This window comes from Streptomyces sp. NPDC042364, from assembly GCF_056437585.1.
Map to the genome: position 1 here is coordinate 1 of NZ_JBWKAJ010000036.1, position 14,769 is coordinate 14,769.

Here is a 14,769-nt window from a genome sequence, read left to right on the forward strand (position 1 = left end):
CACCTGGCACATCGCACCGGCCAGTACATGACTGGAGGGGCTGTCCGGCCTGACGGCCGGACAGCCCCTCACCAAGATCTTCATCGACCTTCTAGCGGCGGCCGTTCGGCCGCTTGTCCGGGCCGCCGGTCAGCGCGGGCGGGTGGGCGGCACCCGCCTCCAGGAACGATTCCGCGCTCGCCACCGCCTCCCGGGCGGGCAGGGCGCGGAACACCCAGGTGCGGTACGACCAGAACCGGAAGAGGGTCGCGACGCCGATGCCGAGGAACTTGAAGATGTTGCTCTGCAGGGGGCTGTCCCAGCCGAAACCGTAGGTCGCGGTGTAGAGGACGCCGTTCTCGATGACCAGCCCGACCACGCTGAACAGCAGGAACAGGCTCAGCTCCTTCGTGCGGCCGCTCTTGTCCCGGTCCCGGTAGGTGAAGTAGCGGAACCCCACGTAGTTGAAGGCGATGGCGACGACCGTGGCGATCACACTGGCCCGGACGACCTGGAGGTCGGTGAGGTGCCGGACGAGGTTGAACACGGCGAGGTTCACCAGCAGCCCCGCACCGCCCACCGCGCCGAACTTGGCGACCTCACGGACGAGGAGGTCGATCCGTCGGCGCAGGACGCCGCGGGGCTTCGCGTGAGGCCCCGAGGTGGTACTTCCCATCGTCTGCCGGCCCCCGTCGCTCGGTGGTCTGTTCGTACCTCGGTCGGTACCAGGTCGGTGCTGTCGGTCCGAAAACAGTTGATCTTCGATCGAAAACAACTGGTTCCGCCATGCTAACCAGCGCCCCTGGCCATCGCCTGTGCAGCACGTCTCCGGCGCGGCCCGTGCCGTGACCGGGGCGGGAGAAGGGTACGGAAACCGGACACCGGGGAGTGGCCGATTCCGTGGCCGATACTCTGGGGGTGTGACGTTCCCGGTAGTCGGCATGGTCGGCGGCGGTCAGCTCGCTCGTATGACACACGAGGCTGGCATCCCGCTCGGCATCAGGTTCAAGCTCCTCAGTGACACCCCTCAGGACTCCGCGGCCCAGGTCGTCGGTGATGTCGTCGTCGGCGACTACCGCGATCTGGACACGCTGCGTGCGTTCGCGCAGGGCTGCGACGTGATCACCTTCGATCACGAACATGTACCCACCGAGCACCTACGGGCGCTGGAGGCGGACGGCATCCCCGTCCGCCCGGGCCCGGACGCCCTCGTGCACGCCCAGGACAAGGGCGTGATGCGGGCGAAGCTCGACGCGATCGGCGTGCCCTGCCCGCGGCACCGCATCGTCGCCGACCCGGCGGACGTGGCGGCCTTCGCGGCGGAGCTCGAAAGGGGCGGGCCCGAAGGGCCCTCCGGCAAGGGTGGTGGGGGGCGACGGGCGGGCGGGTTTCCGGTCATCCTCAAGACCGTCCGCGGCGGCTACGACGGCAAGGGCGTGTGGGTCGTCCGCTCCGCCGAGGACGCCGCCGAGCCGTTCCGTGCCGGAGTCCCGGTCCTCGCCGAGGAGAAGGTCGACTTCGTACGGGAGCTCGCCGCCAACGTCGTACGGTCGCCGCACGGCCAGGCCGTCGCCTACCCGGTCGTCGAGTCCCGGCAGGTCGACGGGGTCTGCGACACCGTGATCGCCCCGGCGCCCGGCCTCGACCGGGCCCTCGCCCTCCAGGCGGAGGAGATGGCCCTGCGCATCGCCAAGGAACTGGACGTCGTCGGCCACCTCGCCGTCGAGCTGTTCCAGACCCGCGACGGCCGCATCCTGGTCAACGAGCTGGCCATGCGCCCCCACAACTCCGGCCACTGGAGCCAGGACGGCGCCGTCACCTCGCAGTTCGCCAACCACGTACGGGCCGTCCTCGACCTCCCGCTGGGCGACCCGCGCCCCCGCGCGAAGTGGACCGCCATGGTCAACGTCCTCGGCGGCGACTACCCGGACATGTACTCCGCGTACCTGCACTGCATGGCCCGCGACCCCCAGCTCAAGATCCACATGTACGGCAAGGACGTGAAGCCCGGCCGCAAGGTCGGTCACGTGAACACCTACGGCGACGACCTCGACGACGTGCTGGAGCGCGCCCGTCACGCCGCCGGATACCTGAGAGGCACGATCACCGAATGAGCCCGGTCGTAGGCATTGTCATGGGGTCGGACTCCGACTGGCCCGTCATGGAGGCCGCCGCGCAGGCCCTCGACGAGTTCGAGATCGACTACGAGGTCGACGTGGTCTCCGCGCACCGCATGCCGCGCGAGATGGTCGCCTACGGTGAGGAGGCCGCGGACCGGGGCCTCAAGGTGATCATCGCCGGCGCGGGCGGCGCCGCCCATCTGCCCGGCATGCTCGCGTCCGTGACCCCGCTGCCGGTCATCGGCGTGCCCGTACCGCTGAAGTACCTCGACGGCATGGACTCGCTGCTGTCGATCGTGCAGATGCCGGCCGGTGTGCCCGTCGCGACCGTGTCCGTGGCCGGCGCGCGCAACGCCGGACTGCTCGCCGCCCGCATCCTCGCCACTCAGGACGAGGAACTTCTGGGCCGCATGCGGGAGTTCCAGCAGGAGCTGAACGACCAGGCCACCGAGAAGGGCAAGCGGCTGCGCACCAAGGTCGAGGGCTCGGGCAACGGCTTCGGCTTCGGCAAGTGACGGGCGCGTGACCGCGAGAGCCGCGACGACCCGGGCGACCGGGAGGACGGGGGAGCACGGCAAGTGACGGGGACGACGGGGGAAGAGGAAGTGACCGGGATGACGGGGACGGCTTCGCTGGAGGAGGCACGGGAGCTGCTGCGCGAGTTCCCGGTCGCCGACGGGCACAACGACCTGCCGTGGGCGCTGCGCAAGCAGGTCCGCTACGACCTGGGCGCCCGCGACATCGCCACCGACCAGAGCGCCCATCTGCACACCGACCTCGCCCGGCTGCGCTCCGGCGGCGTCGGCGCCCAGTTCTGGTCCGTGTACGTGCCCTCTGACCCGGCCTTCCTCCCCGGCGCCGTCCCCGCCACGCTCGAACAGATCGACTGCGTACGGCAGCTGATCGACCGTTACCCGGCGCACCTGCGGTCCGCGCTGACCGCCGCGGACATGGAAGCGGCCCGCGCGGAGGGCCGCATCGCCTCCCTGATGGGCGCCGAGGGCGGTCACTCCATCGACAACTCCCTCGCGACGCTGCGCGCGTTGTACGCGCTCGGCGTCCGCTACATGACGCTCACCCACAACGACAACATCGCCTGGGCGGACTCCGCCACCGACGAACCGGCGGTCGGCGGCCTGTCCGCCTTCGGCCGCGCCGTCGTCCGGGAGATGAACCGCGAGGGCATGCTCGTCGACCTCTCCCATGTGGCCGCGACCACGATGCGAGACGCGCTGGACGCCTCGGCCGCACCGGTGATCTTCTCCCACTCCTCGTCCCGGGCCGTCTGCGACCACCCCCGCAACATCCCGGACGACGTCCTGGAACGCCTCCCCGCCAACGGGGGCGTGGCCATGGTGACCTTCGTGCCCAAGTTCGTGCTCCAGGCCGCCGTCGACTGGACCGCCGCCGCCGACGAGAACATGCGCGCCCACGGCCTCCACCCCCTCGACACCACCCCCGAGGCCATGCGGGTCCACCGCGAGTTCGAGGAGCGCAACCCGCGCCCCGTCGCCACGGTCGCCACGGTCGCGGACCACCTGGACCACATGCGCGAGGCCGCCGGCATCGACCACCTCGGCATCGGCGGCGACTACGACGGCACCGCCTTCACACCGGACGGCCTGAACGACGTCTCCGGCTACCCCAACCTGATCGCCGAACTCCTCGACCGCGGCTGGTCCCGGACCGACCTCGCCAAGCTCACCTGGCAGAACGCGGTACGCGTCCTGGGCGCCGCGGAGGACGTCGCCCGCGACCTGCAGTCCCGTACGGCCCCCTCGAACGCGACCCTGGAGCAGCTGGACGGGTAACACCCGGCCGGCGGTACGGCCCCCGTCCGGCGGGGCGGGGCGACATACCCCCGAACGCGCCACCCACCAGGAATCCGGGCGGCCCCCGTGGCACGGTGACGGTACTGCGTTCACCGATCGGCTACGGAGGTCCGCCATGGCAGACCTGCAGGACGAAGTGCAAGCGACGACGGAGGCGGGGCGGCTCGACGGGCCGCCCGCCGCTCCCGCGAAGCGGAAGCCGAAGCCGAGTCGTCGCTTCCGTCCGGCGGAACCGATAACCCGGCCGGACGCCACCACGGCGCACGACACCGCCGACGCGGAGGGCCCGGGCACCTCCGAGCGTCCCGAGGGCCCCGAGCGCCCCGAGCGCCCCGCGGAGCCCGACGGGCTGGAGCAGGCACACGCCCTGCTCACCGACCATCCCGTGGCCGACGGCTACAGCGGGCTGCCCCGCGCGCTGCGCCACCTTTCCTGGTACGACCTGGAACTCGGCGAGCACGCCGTGGACACGGATGTGCCGCGCATGCGCAAGGGGCACATCGGGGCCCTGTTCTGGTCCCTGCACCTCTCCGAGCCGCTCACGGGCGACCGGGCCGTGGGCGTCACCCTCGAACAACTCGACCTGGCCCGGACGGTGGTCCACGACCACCCCGAAGGCCTGCGGCTCGCCCGCACGGCGGGGGAGATCGCCGACGCCCGCCACCACGGCCGCGTCGCCATCCTGCTCGGCCCCGCCGGCGCCCCCGCCCTCGGCGACTCCCTCGCCATCCTGCGCGCCCTGAGGACGCTCGGCCTGACCGCCCTCACCCTCGCCGGGGTCTCCTGGGCGGGCGAGACCGGGCTCAGCAGGTTCGGCGAGGAGGTGGTCCGCGAGATGAACCGCGTGGGCGTCCTCGCCGACCTCTCCGGCGCCTCCGAGCCGACCGTCCGCCGGACCCTCGTCGTCTCCCGCGCCCCGGTGCTGTGCACCCGCTCGGCGGCCCACGCCCTGCGCCCCCACCCCGCGAACCTCACCGACGAACTCCTCGCCGCGCTGGGGAAGGCCCACGGCCTGTGCATGGTGCCGCTCACCGCCGAACAGACCGGTCCGTCCGTCCGAGACGTCGCCGACCACCTCGACCACGTCCGCTCGATCGCCGGACCCGAGTGCGTCGGCCTCTCCGGCAGCTACGACTCCGGCGCCGTCCACCCCGAGGACCTCACCGACGCCTCCTGCTACCCCCGCCTCGTGGCCGAACTCCTCCGCCGCGGCTGGTCCGCCGCCGACCTCGCCCTGCTCACCTGGGGCAACGTCCAACGCGTCCTGCGCAGCGCCGAGTTCACGGCGAAGGCGGCCCGGGAACGCCGCCCCGCCTCGACGGCGAAGATCACCGACCTGGACGGCTGACCCCGGGCCCGGCCGGCGGGCTCAGGCCCGGCACAGGCAGAACGGATGCCCCGCCGGATCGGCGTACACCCGGAACCCCCGCTCCCGGTCCGCCGCGTCCAGCGGCTTCGCCCCGAGCGCCAGCACCTCCTTCTCCGCCGCGTCCATGTCCTCCACGTTCACATCGAGATGGAACTGCTGCGAACGCGACGGCGACGGCCACTGAGGCGGCACGAAGCCCGGCGCCTTCTGGAACGCCAGCCGGACACCCCCGTCCGGCACCCTCAGATCCACCCAGTCGCCCTCACCGGAGACCTCCCCGCCGACCAGCTCGGCGTAGAACCCGGCGAGCGCCGCCGGGTCGGGACAGTCCACGACGACGACATCCAGCTTGGCGATGGCCATGACCGCTCTCCTTCGCTCTGCGACCTGGTTACCTGTAGAGGCGGGTAACCAGTAACGGTTACTGCATGCTTCCCTATTGGCGGTAACGTCGCAACCATGAGTGAGAGAGCACCCGCCCCCGGCGGCCTGGCCCTCATCGAGAGCCTGGTGAACACGCTGGACCTGGAGTCGGGTGCCGACGCCCTCGACACCCCGCAGGGCCGGGCACGTCTCGCCCTGACGGCGGCAGAGGACCTCGCGGACGTGCGGGAGCTGCGCGAGTCCCTCCGGGCCGTCTGCCTCGCGCACGCGGGACACCCGCCGCACCGAGCGGTGACCCCGCTCGGCGACCTGCTGGCCGCGGCACCGCTCCTCGTCGACGTCTCCCCAGGCGACGGCTCGGCCACCCTGCGCCCCGCCGCCGACCCGGCACCGCTCCTCGCCCGGGTGGCCGCGGCCGTCGCCGAGGGCCTCACGGCGGGCACCTGGCAGCGCCTCAAGGCATGCGAGGCCGCCGACTGCCACTGGGCCTACTACGACCGCAGCCCCGCCGGACGCGGCCGCTGGTGCTCCATGCAGGTGTGCGGAGCCCGCGCGAAGATGCGCCGCTACCGCGCCAAGTGAACGGGATGAGCCGGAGATCACCCCCTGAGCCACCGGCGAAGTAAGCGCTTCGCACCCGTCGGCGGCCCGAACGGTGGAGAATGAGGACAGACGCCGTTCCGGCCGACTGAGCCTCGGCCGGAACGGCGTCGCCCGCTACCGGCTCGGGACGGCGTCGCCCGCTACCGGCCGGCCCGGAACGGCGTCGCCCCCTACCGGCCGACCCGGGACGCGCCGCCGTCCGGCCCGCGCGTCAGGCGGTCGGCCGCCCCATCGCCCGGTACGTCCAGCCGGCCCGCCGCCACAGCTCCGGGTCCAGCGCGTTGCGCCCGTCCAGCACCAGCCGCCGCGCCGCGACCTCGCCGAGCGCCTCCGGGTCCAGCTCCCGGAACTCACGCCACTCCGTCAGGTGCAGCACGATGTCGGCGCCCCGCACCGCCTCCAGCGCCGAGTCGGCGTACCCGAGCGTCGGGAACAGCCGGCGCGCGTTGTCCATGCCCTTCGGGTCGTACACCGTGACCTGCCCGCCCTGGAGGTGTATCTGCCCGGCCACGTTGAGCGCGGGGGAGTCCCGCACGTCGTCGGAGTCCGGCTTGAAGGTCGCGCCGAGCACCGCGACCCGCCTGCCCAGGAAGGGGCCGCCGCCCAGCGCCTGCCGGGCCAGCTCGACCATCTGGCCGCGCTGGCGCATGTTGATCGAGTCGATCTCCCGCAGGAACGTCAGCGCCTGGTCCGCGCCCAGCTCGCCCGCCCGCGCCATGAACGCCCGGATGTCCTTCGGCAGACAGCCGCCGCCGAACCCGATACCGGCCCGCAGGAACTTCCGCCCGATCCGGTCGTCGTGCCCGATGGCCTCCGCCAGCTTGGCGACATCGCCCCCGGCGGCCTCGCACACCTCGGCCATGGCGTTGATGAAGGAGATCTTGGTCGCGAGGAAGGAGTTCGCGGACGTCTTCACCAGCTCGGCGGTCGGGAAGTCCGTGACCACGAACGGAGAGCCCTCCGCGACCGGTGTGGCGTACACCTCGCGCAGCAGCTTCTCCGCCTTCTCGCTGCGCACACCCACCACGATCCGGTCCGGGTGCAGCGTGTCGTTCACCGCGAAGCCCTCACGCAGGAACTCCGGGTTCCAGGCCAGCTCGGCGTCCGCCCCCGCGGGTGCGTGCTCGGCGAGGTAGGCGGCCAGCCGGTCGGCGGAGCCCACGGGCACCGTCGACTTGCCCACGACCAGCGCCGGGCCCGTCAGATGCGGGGCGAGCGAGGCGAAGGCGGCATCGACGTACGACATGTCGCAGGCGTACTCGCCGTGCCGCTGCGGGGTGTTCACACACACGAAGTGGACGTCGCCGAAGGCCGCGACCTCGGCGTAGTCCGTCGTGAAGCGCAGCCGCCCAGTGGAGCCCTCGATCCCGGCGACGTGCCTGCGCAGCAGCTCCTCCAGACCCGGCTCGTACATCGGGACCTCGCCCCGGCGCAGCATGTCGATCTTCTCTTCGACGACATCCAGCCCGAGGACCTCGAATCCCAGCTCGGCCATGGCCGCGGCGTGGGTCGCGCCGAGATAGCCGGTGCCGATCACGGTGATCTTGAGGGCCATGGATGCTCCTGGGATGTACGGCCGTAGGGGCGCTGCAAAATGCACGGCGAGTGCGCTGCCTGAGCATAGTCGGGGCGTGTCCGGGCCCCTCACCGGGCAGATTCCCCCTGGCAGCCCCGCCCGTCCCCGGACCTGTCGCCAAACTCACGTATCTCTCGGGTGGGCAAGCCCTTTAAAATTTGAGTTACTTAACGGTAGTTAGCATCGGGAGCGTGAGAGACCTTGGCCGGATCGGCTGATTTCGACCTGTACCGCCCGTCCGAGGAGCACGACATGCTCCGCGACGCCATCCGTTCCCTCGCCGAGGCGAAGATCGCGCCCTACGCGGCCGCGGTCGACGAGGAGGCCCGCTTTCCCCGCGAGGCGCTCGAAGCGCTCGTCGCGAACGACCTGCACGCCGTGCACGTGCCCGAGGAGTACGGCGGCGCCGGCGCCGACGCCCTCGCCACGGTCATCGTGATCGAGGAGGTGGCCCGCGTCTGCGTCTCCTCCTCCCTCATCCCGGCCGTCAACAAGCTCGGCTCGCTCCCGGTGATCCTCTCCGGCTCCGAGGAGCTGAAGAAGAAGTACATGGCCCCGCTCGCCAAGGGCGAGGGCATGTTCTCGTACTGCCTCTCCGAGCCCGACGCGGGCTCCGACGCGGCCGGTATGAAGACCAAGGCGGTCCGCGACGGCGACCACTGGATCCTCAACGGCGTGAAGCGCTGGATCACCAACGCCGGCGAGTCCGAGTACTACACGGTGATGGCCGTCACCGACCCGTCCAAGCGCTCCAAGGGCATCTCCGCCTTCGTCGTCGAGAAGTCCGACGAGGGCGTCTCCTTCGGCGCCCCGGAGAAGAAGCTCGGCATCAAGGGCTCCCCGACGCGCGAGGTCTACCTCGACAACGTCCGCATCCCCGCCGACCGCATGATCGGCGAGGAGGGCACCGGCTTCGCCACGGCGATGAAGACCCTGGACCACACCCGCATCACCATCGCGGCCCAGGCCCTCGGTGTCGCCCAGGGCGCCCTCGACTACGCCAAGGGCTACGTCCAGGAGCGCAAGCAGTTCGGCAAGCCCATCGCCGACTTCCAGGGCATCCAGTTCATGCTCGCCGACATGGCCATGAAGATCGCCGCCGCCCGCGCCCTGACCTACCAGGCCGCCGCCGCCTCCGAACGCGGCGACAGCGACCTCACCTTCCAGGGCGCCGCCGCCAAGTGCTTCGCCTCCGACGTCGCCATGGAGGTCACCACGGACGCCGTCCAGCTCCTCGGCGGCTACGGCTACACCCGCGACTACCCGGTGGAGCGCATGATGCGCGACGCGAAGATCACACAGATTTATGAGGGCACGAACCAAGTTCAGCGGATCGTGATGGCAAGGAACCTTCCCTAGCAGGGTTTTTGCAGGTCAGGAGCTGTTTCGAGCGTCCGGAGGGGCCCCCTCGGCTTTCAGCCCGTTGCGGCCCGATCAAGGCCGTTCCTGGGCGTCATGCTGGGGAAATCCTGGGCAGATGCCGGGCTGAAAACAGCCACTGACCTGCACAAACAACACAGCCCCCGGCGTGCTGCCGGGGGCTGTTGTCGTACGTGGATCAGGCGACCTCTGTCGCCTCCGTGGGGTCGTCCGCGCCGGGCGTCAGCATGGTTGCGATGGCTGCTCGGCCGCGCTGCTCGGCCCCTTCGAAGATGTAGTGGTAGTGCTCCCTGAGCACGTCAGTACTGCTGTGGCCCATCCAGTCGGCGACGTCGTTCTCGGGGACTCCGGCGTACAGCAGCCGCGACCCGTAGTAGTGCCGGAGCGAGTGAGCCTTGCAGTACTTCACCTGCCCCTTGCCCAGAGCCTCCATCCAGATCTTCGGGTAGAAGTACGACGCGTAGAGGTACCCAGTCCGCGTCACGTTGGGGAAGAGAAGCCGTTCCGGCCCCCATACGCCGTGGTTCTTGATGTGCCGCCGAAGCTCGAAGGCGACGTTTGGCGGGAGGGGGACGGAACGCCCTGGCTCGCCTTCGTCACGAGCCTTGATGTGCCGACGCTGGATGGCGCTGTTCTTCCCCGATGCGGTGTCTCCGTCCTCCGCAATCTGGAAGTCGACGCGAAGCGTCTCGGCCTTGAAGTCGATCTGATCGCGGGACACCGCCATGGCCTCACCCAGTCGCAGGCCGCACCCGGCCATGAGCCACAGCATCGCGCGGTATCGCGGAGGAGCGGCATCGAGCATCGCCAGGACTTCCCGCGTCGTGAGTCGCCGCGCGGTGCTCTTGTGCTCCCGGATCTCCTTGGCGCGGCTGCCCGCGCCCTTGACCTTCTTGCAAGGGTTCCGGCCGATGATCTCGTTGACGACAGCCCAGTCCATCATCCCGGAGAAGAACGAGAACCGCTGACGCCGTGTGCGAGCGGACAGCTTCCGGTCCTGCTCCATCCACAAGAGCCACTGCTCAACGTCAGCGACCTTCAGGGACACGATGGAACGGGCCTTGAAGAACGGCTCAAGAGTCGTCTTCTGGATGGACCGGTACTGCTTCTTGGTGCTGTTCTCCAGCTTCCTTTGATTCGTCCACTGCTCCCACACGGCCGTCACGGGCTGCTTGCCCAACCGGTCGTCCAGGTAGGTCCCGGCGTCGAGTGAACCGCCCCGGGTTTGATGGAGACATCGAAGACCCGGAAGGATGCCGATCATGGCTGCTCCCCGTAAGTACCCCGACGAACTGCGCGAGCGTGCGAAGCGGTTGGCGATCGAGGCCCGCAAGGATCCGGCCGGCCGTGCCGGTGCGATCAAGCGGATCGCCGATCAGCTGGACGTGCACCCCGAGGCCCTGCGCGGTTGGGTCAAGCGCGCCGAGACAGACGAGGGCATCGTTCCCGGCACCACCAGCACGGATGCCGCCCGGATCGCGGAGCTGGAGCGGGAGGTGAAGGAACTGAGGCGGGCGAACGCGATATTGAAGTCCGCCTCAGCTTTCTTCGCCGCGGAGCTGGACCGTCCACTGCGATGAAGGTCGCCTACATCGACCAGTACAAGGAGACGTTCGGCGTCCAGCCGATCTGCGATGTCCTCGCCGAGACGGACGCGCCGATCGCGCCGAGCACCTACTACGCCGTACGCAACCGCCCGGCCTCGGCCCGCAGCCTGCGAGACGAGGAGATCACCAGGGAGATCCGCCGGGTCCACGAGGCCAACTACGGCGTCTACGGGGCCCGCAAGGTCCACGCCGCCCTCCGGCGCGAGGGATTCGAGGTGGCTCGCTGCACGGTCGAGCGCCTCATGCGCGCGGCCGGTCTGCGTGGGGTGATCCGGGCCAAGAGCCCACGCACCACCCGCCCCGCACCCGAGACCGACCGGCCCGCCGATCTGGTCGAGCGGCAGTTCACCGCGAGTGCGCCGAACCAGCTATGGGTCGCGGACATCACCTACATCAGAACCTTTTCCGGCTGGGTCTACGCCGCCTTCGTCATCGACGTCTTCTCCCGCATGGTCGTCGGCTGGCAGGTCGCCACCTCCCTCTACACCGACCTCGCCCTCGACACGCTGGAGATGGCGATCTGGCGCCGCCGGCACACCGGCGCCGACCTCACCGGCCTCACGCACCACTCGGACCGCGGAGTCCAATACCGAGCTCTGCGCTACACCGAACGCCTCGAACATGAGGCCGCCGTGGCCTCGGTCGGCTCCAAGGGCGACTCGTACGACAATGCCCTGGCCGAGGCGTTCAACAGCCTGTTCAAGGCCGAGCTGATCCGCAACAAGGGACCGTGGACCGGCATCAACGACATCGAGATCGCGGTCGCCGAGTACATCGACTGGTTCAACCAGCGCCGCCTCCACGGCGAGCTCGGCCACATCACCCCCGCCGAACACGAGGCCGCCCACTACCTCGCGGCCGAACCCCCTACGTCACTCCAGAAAACCAGCTAACGCAGTCTCCACGAAACCCGGGGCTTGACAGGCCGTCGCAATGCTTCCTGGTCGAAACGCTCTTTCGGGCCGGTCCACAGATAGCCGTGGTGGTGCAGCTGTTGTTCCCGTTCGGTGTCAGCGGTCGGAGGACCAGCCGGGCCCGACCCAAGAAAGCGGTCGGGCCCGACTGGCGGGGGAGGGGGATCAGACGTTCAGGCCGAACCGCGCCGGGTCGATACCGGCCGCGTCCAGCTCCTCCGTGGTGAACCGCAGCGGCTGCGCGTCCGGCCGCTTGCTGTCACCGAGGGCCCAGGCGTCCTCGCCGATCCGGGCCAGCGTCACGCACCCCTCGGAACAGGGGCCGCCGCACGCCTGGACGAACGCGGCCCCGTTGATGTCGAGCGCGTACAGGTCGGTTCCGTTCTGCATCACTGCACCTTCCTGCTCAACTAATCGCGGCCATGGCTGACCGCCGCCGCCCATACCGGACGGGAGTCTGTTCCCCTAGGTCAGTTGGGGACCGTGCGCGGAGAGGTCAATGGGGAGCTGTCGCGTGTCGTTGGGATGCCCGTAACGCTTGTGCAGCCGCATCGCCTCGACGGTCTCCAGCGCCTTGGCCGGATTTCCGGATCGATTGGCCGCGCGAACCCGCTTGCGGAGCGTTGCGCATTGGACGCACGACGCCGGGTCCACCTGACCTGTCCGGGGTGCAAGCAGGTTCAGCAGATCCTGAACGGACACGGAGTTCTCCCGAGTGATCTGGGGTTTCAGGCGCGCGTTACTTGTTGCGGAGGGGCCAACCACTCTCTTCCGCCGCCCTCGGGCCACAGGAAGGCAACAGAGCGCTTCTGCCGTTCGCCCGGCAGCTCCCCAGGGTCCTCGTAGTCCCCCATCACGTCGCGGAGGATGCCGATCCTTCCGGAGGCGTCCTGGACCCGCTTACCGATGTCCTCGGCCGTGACGCTCACGGCTGGTTCCCCGCGTGCTCGTCTCTCTGGTGCTGACGCATCCTCACGTTGGCGTCAGATACGGCGCTGTAGTCACCGCCCGAGCGGGCGTTCTCGCGGGCGACCGAGTGAGAAAGGCACGCGGGGCAGCCGGGCACGGGTGACGGCTCGCGCGGCAGCTCCGACAGGCACGTCCCCGCCGTGGGTTCGGTCGCAGGACCGGACGTTCTCTCTTCGCTCTCCATGCCGCCATCTTCGGCGGGTCATGGATGCATCTCTAGCCTGTTTCCTGTTCCTTCAAAAAGTCGTTCCGGATACCCTCGATCAGATTCCGCATATCCGCGCCGGCCAGCGCCACCTGCTCGAATCTTTCGAACTTATCAACGTACAGACTTACATCCCGGGGGTCTGTGACGACCACCTCTGCGTGAACCGTTTCTATAGTGACCATTCGGTCGTCACGGATGACGAACGCGTGATTAGCGATGTCCTGCTGCTGAATCGCCAGCGGAACTACACGGATGTCCACATGGGGTAGTCGAGATATGGAAGCGATGCGGTCCAGCTGTGCAGCCATCATCTGTGCCGGGACGATTCGCCAGCGTAGAACTGGCTCCGTGATAACGAACCGGAGCGACTTGGCGTTGTCGTAGAGAATCGCTTGTCGTTCAAGTCGTCCGTTGATTGTCCGCGTGAGGGCGTCCTCGCTCAGATCGTGGCGTTTCAGAATGGCCCGGATGTATTCGGGCGTCTGGAGTAGTCCAGGCACGAGTGCGGGTTGGAACAGCCGCAGCGTCGACATCTGGGCTTCCAGGGCCTTGGCGGCCTGCTGGCCCTTGTGAACCCCGATGCGCTTCAGGAGCCGCCACGCTGTCGCCTCGGTTGCCGATGCTCGGGCCGCCTCGGTGTATTCGGCCTTGACCTCATCCGATACGCCGATGGCTGTCAGGATGCGCTCAACGTCCGTTGCGCTGGGTGCCAGCTTGGCATTTTCGATCTTCGATAGCTTGGACGGAGACATGAGAGCGCTGCGGGCCACCGCTTTGGCTTCCTTTCCGGATGCCACTCGCAGCGCCCGCAGTGCGGCCCCAAGCTGTGCTCTGTTCACGTCCCGTACTTGGCCCACCATTCGGGAAAGGGCTCCGCGTGGGCAAGTGCCGCGTCACGGTACCGCGCGAATTCCGCCGTTCGTTCTGACGGCAGCACTTCCGAGCCGAGATACTTCCCGTTTCCGTCGTAGTTCATCACGGCGACGGATGCCGAGTCGAAGAACCAGAAATCCGGGACGTTCTCCAGAGGGTTGGGCTTCTCGGTGATGTCGAGAATGAAGAACTCTTCGCCACCGGTCATGTTCTTCCGGTACCCCCACCCAAGTTCGAACCTAAGATAGTCCGAGAGCGGGCGGGTCAGAATGTGGACCCGGTAGACCCTCTTGCCGTTTTCGGTGTGTGAACGGAGTTCTTCGACCCAGCCCGCGTTGTACTCGTCCGGCTGCGGCTGCCCGGCCAGGAACGCGTGATAAGCGTCCACGCTCCCGGACTTGCTGTAGTCGTCCAGGGTTTCCAGGCGGAATGCCTCACGCTCGAACGAGTCGAAGAGGTCACCGAGGGTCTTAGATGAGGTTGTCACGAATGGCCTTCTGGATCAGTTCCATCGGGATCTCGACCAGGGTTTCGTGTGCGGGAATCTGAAGCCCGTGGTCGGTCGGTGTCTCGCCCTGAACCAGGAAGGTGCCGCGATCCGTCGCGTAGATCGTCGGACAGTCCTTGATGTCGCACGTGCTGACTAGCTTGGTGACCTTCATGGTCCGGGTTCCCCTCTCCCGTGCCGCTGCCAGTGCCTCGCATCTGGGTTGATGCTCCCGAGGGTGAGACACGCGGGTCAAGCGATCACGGTTGACGGAACAGGAAACCGCGTAACCTGCGCCGAGCTTGCTCATCTACCGCGCGGCCGGTGGTGGTGCCTCCAGCGCGGCCCCTACCTGGGCAGACCGTAGACGATCATGGGGAAATGCTGGGTAGGGCCCTCTGGCAGGGGTGTTCGTGCAGGTCAGAGCCGTATGACCTGTAAAGCACCCAGATTTACGAAGGCACGAAC

General features: G+C 68.9%; 16 protein-coding genes and 1 other annotated feature. Of the genes, 7 read left to right on the forward strand and 9 right to left on the reverse strand.

Annotated features, from left to right (window positions below):
* Positions 1-91 precede the first annotated feature (91 nt).
* The gene (locus AC067N_RS37450; RefSeq protein ID WP_478683420.1) at positions 92-655 is read right to left on the reverse strand and encodes a GtrA family protein; all 564 of its coding nucleotides are present in this window, start codon (positions 653-655) and stop codon (positions 92-94) included.
* Between the two features lie 244 nt (positions 656-899).
* On the opposite strand from AC067N_RS37450, the gene AC067N_RS37455 reads away from it, so the two are divergent.
* The 4 genes from AC067N_RS37455 (at position 900) to AC067N_RS37470 (ending at position 5,279) form a co-directional block, all read left to right on the forward strand.
* Entirely contained in the window at positions 900-2,093 is a 1,194-nt protein-coding gene (locus tag AC067N_RS37455) for a 5-(carboxyamino)imidazole ribonucleotide synthase (RefSeq protein ID WP_478683421.1), read from the forward strand.
* Positions 2,090-2,614: a 5-(carboxyamino)imidazole ribonucleotide mutase gene (purE, locus tag AC067N_RS37460; RefSeq protein WP_478683422.1), complete on the forward strand. Its 525-nt coding sequence runs from the start codon at positions 2,090-2,092 to the stop codon at positions 2,612-2,614. Before AC067N_RS37455 ends, purE begins: the two co-directional genes overlap by 4 nt.
* Positions 2,615-2,713: 99 nt before the next feature.
* Positions 2,714-3,910, forward strand: coding sequence for a dipeptidase (locus AC067N_RS37465; protein WP_478683423.1), 1,197 nt, complete (start codon positions 2,714-2,716; stop codon positions 3,908-3,910).
* A 136-nt stretch (positions 3,911-4,046) separates the two neighbouring features.
* On the forward strand, positions 4,047-5,279 hold the full coding sequence (locus AC067N_RS37470; protein ID WP_478683424.1) for a dipeptidase: 1,233 nt from the start codon (positions 4,047-4,049) through the stop codon (positions 5,277-5,279).
* 21 nt (positions 5,280-5,300) lie between these two features.
* Here AC067N_RS37470 and AC067N_RS37475 read toward each other — a convergent pair whose 3' ends face one another.
* Complete coding sequence (locus tag AC067N_RS37475; protein ID WP_478683425.1) at positions 5,301-5,663, reverse strand: VOC family protein; 363 nt, start codon at positions 5,661-5,663, stop codon at positions 5,301-5,303.
* 96 nt (positions 5,664-5,759) lie between these two features.
* On the opposite strand from AC067N_RS37475, the gene AC067N_RS37480 reads away from it, so the two are divergent.
* Positions 5,760-6,266 carry a CGNR zinc finger domain-containing protein gene (locus AC067N_RS37480; RefSeq protein ID WP_478683426.1) on the forward strand — a complete coding sequence of 169 codons (507 nt, stop codon included), beginning with the start codon at positions 5,760-5,762 and terminating at the stop codon, positions 6,264-6,266.
* Between the two features lie 232 nt (positions 6,267-6,498).
* On the opposite strand, the gene AC067N_RS37485 is transcribed toward AC067N_RS37480, so the two are convergent.
* Positions 6,499-7,842: a UDP-glucose dehydrogenase family protein gene (locus tag AC067N_RS37485; RefSeq protein ID WP_478683427.1), complete on the reverse strand. Its 1,344-nt coding sequence runs from the start codon at positions 7,840-7,842 to the stop codon at positions 6,499-6,501.
* 222 nt (positions 7,843-8,064) lie between these two features.
* On the opposite strand from AC067N_RS37485, the gene AC067N_RS37490 reads away from it, so the two are divergent.
* On the forward strand, positions 8,065-9,222 hold the full coding sequence (locus AC067N_RS37490; RefSeq protein ID WP_478683428.1) for an acyl-CoA dehydrogenase: 1,158 nt from the start codon (positions 8,065-8,067) through the stop codon (positions 9,220-9,222).
* 199 nt (positions 9,223-9,421) lie between these two features.
* On the opposite strand, the gene AC067N_RS37495 is transcribed toward AC067N_RS37490, so the two are convergent.
* Positions 9,422-10,507 (reverse strand): tyrosine-type recombinase/integrase, encoded by a 1,086-nt coding sequence (locus AC067N_RS37495; RefSeq protein ID WP_478683429.1) that lies wholly within the window; start codon positions 10,505-10,507, stop codon positions 9,422-9,424.
* On the opposite strand from AC067N_RS37495, the gene AC067N_RS37500 reads away from it, so the two are divergent.
* Positions 10,506-11,743 (forward strand): IS3 family transposase gene (locus tag AC067N_RS37500; RefSeq protein ID WP_478683430.1). Its coding sequence is split into 2 segments (ribosomal slippage): positions 10,506-10,785 and positions 10,785-11,743, totalling 1,239 coding nucleotides; the frame shifts between segments, so codons are not numbered across the junction. The genes AC067N_RS37495 and AC067N_RS37500 overlap by 2 nt on opposite strands.
* Positions 10,784-10,912 (forward strand) — a sequence feature (AL1L pseudoknot). Its footprint overlaps the gene before it by 129 nt.
* A 186-nt stretch (positions 11,744-11,929) precedes the next feature.
* Here AC067N_RS37500 and AC067N_RS37505 read toward each other — a convergent pair.
* From AC067N_RS37505 to AC067N_RS37525, 5 genes are all read right to left on the reverse strand, one after another.
* On the reverse strand, positions 11,930-12,154 hold the full coding sequence (locus tag AC067N_RS37505) for a DUF397 domain-containing protein (RefSeq protein ID WP_358991799.1): 225 nt from the start codon (positions 12,152-12,154) through the stop codon (positions 11,930-11,932).
* Between the two features lie 75 nt (positions 12,155-12,229).
* Entirely contained in the window at positions 12,230-12,466 is a 237-nt protein-coding gene (locus AC067N_RS37510) for a hypothetical protein (protein WP_162252504.1), read from the reverse strand.
* Between the two features lie 483 nt (positions 12,467-12,949).
* A complete protein-coding gene (locus tag AC067N_RS37515; protein ID WP_478683431.1) occupies positions 12,950-13,780 on the reverse strand; it encodes a helix-turn-helix domain-containing protein in 831 nt (276 codons plus the stop codon).
* Positions 13,777-14,301: a DUF6879 family protein gene (locus tag AC067N_RS37520; RefSeq protein WP_478683432.1), complete on the reverse strand. Its 525-nt coding sequence runs from the start codon at positions 14,299-14,301 to the stop codon at positions 13,777-13,779. Before AC067N_RS37520 ends, AC067N_RS37515 begins: the two co-directional genes overlap by 4 nt.
* Complete coding sequence (locus AC067N_RS37525; protein WP_030115393.1) at positions 14,285-14,476, reverse strand: hypothetical protein; 192 nt, start codon at positions 14,474-14,476, stop codon at positions 14,285-14,287. Before AC067N_RS37525 ends, AC067N_RS37520 begins: the two co-directional genes overlap by 17 nt.
* Positions 14,477-14,769 lie beyond the last annotated feature (293 nt).

Coding starts and splice junctions, on each gene's coding strand:
- AC067N_RS37480 (WP_478683426.1), top strand. CDS start 5,760: ATGAGTGAGAGAGCACCCGCCCCCGGCGGCCTGGCCCTCATCGAGAGC.
- purE (WP_478683422.1), top strand. CDS start 2,090: ATGAGCCCGGTCGTAGGCATTGTCATGGGGTCGGACTCCGACTGGCCC.
- AC067N_RS37470 (WP_478683424.1), top strand. CDS start 4,047: ATGGCAGACCTGCAGGACGAAGTGCAAGCGACGACGGAGGCGGGGCGG.
- AC067N_RS37450 (WP_478683420.1), bottom strand. CDS start 655: ATGGGAAGTACCACCTCGGGGCCTCACGCGAAGCCCCGCGGCGTCCTG.
- AC067N_RS37525 (WP_030115393.1), bottom strand. CDS start 14,476: ATGAAGGTCACCAAGCTAGTCAGCACGTGCGACATCAAGGACTGTCCG.
- AC067N_RS37505 (WP_358991799.1), bottom strand. CDS start 12,154: ATGCAGAACGGAACCGACCTGTACGCGCTCGACATCAACGGGGCCGCG.
- AC067N_RS37465 (WP_478683423.1), top strand. CDS start 2,714: ATGACGGGGACGGCTTCGCTGGAGGAGGCACGGGAGCTGCTGCGCGAG.
- AC067N_RS37485 (WP_478683427.1), bottom strand. CDS start 7,842: ATGGCCCTCAAGATCACCGTGATCGGCACCGGCTATCTCGGCGCGACC.
- AC067N_RS37495 (WP_478683429.1), bottom strand. CDS start 10,507: ATGATCGGCATCCTTCCGGGTCTTCGATGTCTCCATCAAACCCGGGGC.
- AC067N_RS37475 (WP_478683425.1), bottom strand. CDS start 5,663: ATGGCCATCGCCAAGCTGGATGTCGTCGTCGTGGACTGTCCCGACCCG.